This is a genomic window from Variovorax sp. 01T439_2 (genome assembly GCF_056398445.1).
In genome coordinates, this window is record NZ_JBFTPJ010001034.1 from 1 (window position 1) to 1,972 (window position 1,972).

Sequence of the window (1,972 nt, forward strand, 5' to 3'; positions counted from 1 at the left end):
GCCTTGATGTGTGACAGCAAAAGGGCTTCCCAGCCCGACGTGAAGACGTCGGGCTTTTTTTTGCCCGCTGCATCCGCGCCGGCGCCAAAGCCCGGCCTGCACGGCGCGGCCCGCCACTAAACTGGCCCCATGCTCTGGGTTAAATCTCTTCACATCGTCTTCATTGCCAGCTGGTTCGCGGGGTTGTTCTACCTCCCCCGGATCTTCGTCAACCTGGCGATGGTGCCGCCCGAGTCCGTGGCCGAACGCGAGCGCTTGCTTCTGATGGCACGCAAGCTGTTGCGTTTCACGACCTTCCTGGCCATTCCGGCGCTGGGTTTCGGCCTCTGGCTCTGGCTGGGCTATGGCATCGGGCGCGGCCCCGGCAACGGCTGGCTGCATGCCAAGCTGGCGCTGGTGCTGGCGGTGATCGGGTATCACCATGCCTGCGGCGTGCTGCTGCGCCGTTTCGTGGCCGGGGGCACCCAGCGCAACGACCGCTGGTACCGCTGGTTCAACGAACTGCCGGTCCTGCTGCTGCTCGGCATCGTGGTGCTGGTGGTCGTCAAGCCGTTCTGAGCCTGAAAGCCAAGGTGGAGACGCAGCACAAGTCCGCCGCGCTGCCCCTGGCGCTGGCCTACGCGGCGCTGATCGTCTATGCCAGCCTGTACCCGTTCGCCGACTGGCGCGACCAGGGCATTGCGCCGTGGGCCTACCTGTCGGCCTCGTGGCCCAAGTACTGGACGGGCTTCGACTTCGCGATCAACGTGGGCGGCTACGTGCCCTTCGGCTTCCTGTGCGCGCTGGCGGTATTGCGGACGCGGCGCGACGCCAGCGTCTGGCGTGCGGTGCTGCGCGCCACGCTGGCCGGCGCGGCCGTGGCCTTTGCCATGGAAACGCTGCAGAGCTATCTGCCTGCGCGCATTCCCTCCAATGTCGACCTGGGCCTGAACAGCTCCGGAGCGCTGCTGGGGGCCCTGCTCGCGGCGGGGCTCGAGCGGCTCGGCGCGGTGGCGCACTGGAGCCGCACGCGCTCGCTGTGGTTCGTCGAGGATTCGCGCGGCGCGCTGGTGCTGCTCGCGCTGTGGCCGCTGGCGCTGCTGTTCCCGGCAGCCGTGACCTTCGGCCTCGGCCAGGTGTTCGAGCGGCTCGAAGTCGCGGTCTCCGAGTGGCTGCTCGACACCCCCTTCATCGACTGGATGCCGCTGCGCCAGTTCGAGCTGGAGCCGCTGGTGCCGGCCGTCGAGCTGCTGTGCGTGATGCTCGGTGCCCTGGTGCCGTGCCTGCTGGCTTTCATGGTGACGCGCACGGTCGCCCGGCGTGCCGTGCTGCTGCCGCTCACGCTGCTGGCGGGCATCGGCGCCTCGGCGCTGTCGGCGGCGCTGAGCTACGGCCCCGAGCACGCATGGGCCTGGCTGGGCCTGCCGGTGCAGGTCGGCATTGCGACGGCGCTGGTGGCCGGCGTGCTGCTGCTCGGAGCGCCGCGGCGGCTCTGCGCGGCCCTGCTGCTGGTGGCGCTGGTGATCCAGCTGAGCCTGTTGAACCAGGCGCCCGAGAGCGCCTATTTCGCACAGACCCTCGCCACCTGGGAGCAGGGGCGCTTCATCCGCTTCCACGGGCTGGCGCAGTGGCTCGGGTGGCTGTGGCCGTTCGCGGTCCTTGCCTATGTGGTGGCCGCGCTGTCGCGCCGGGGGCGGCCGGCAGGCTGATGGCCTGCGGCGGGCGTCACTAAAATCTACCGATGCCCAGTTCCTCTTCTGCCGCGCCGCGCGGCTATTACGGCCGCCACATCTTCTTTTGCCTGAACGAGCGCAAGAACGGCGAAGACTGCTGCGCCCTGCACAACGCCCAGGCGGGTTTCGACCGCTGCAAGGCGAAGGTCAAGGAGGCGGGGCTGGCCGGTCCCGGCAAGGTGCGCGTCAACAAGGCGGGCTGCCTGGACCGCTGCGCCGGCGGCCCGGTGGCGGTGGTCTATCCCGAAGCGGTCTGGTAC

General features: G+C 69.4%; 3 protein-coding genes. All 3 read left to right on the forward strand.

Annotated elements, in window-relative coordinates; genetic code table 11:
• Positions 1-129 precede the first annotated feature (129 nt).
• Positions 130-558 (forward strand): CopD family protein, encoded by a 429-nt coding sequence (locus AC1DOC_RS31475; protein ID WP_015867675.1) that lies wholly within the window; start codon positions 130-132, stop codon positions 556-558.
• A 14-nt stretch (positions 559-572) separates the two neighbouring features.
• A complete protein-coding gene (locus tag AC1DOC_RS31480) occupies positions 573-1,688 on the forward strand; it encodes a VanZ family protein (protein ID WP_018905078.1) in 1,116 nt (371 codons plus the stop codon).
• 32 nt (positions 1,689-1,720) lie between these two features.
• The coding region (locus AC1DOC_RS31485; protein ID WP_478131317.1) for a (2Fe-2S) ferredoxin domain-containing protein at positions 1,721-1,972 on the forward strand (252 nt) is incomplete at its 3' end.

Bases quoted from the DNA above. Each gene is read 5' to 3' on its own strand.
- AC1DOC_RS31475 (WP_015867675.1), top strand. From the start codon at position 130: ATGCTCTGGGTTAAATCTCTTCACATCGTCTTCATTGCCAGCTGGTTC.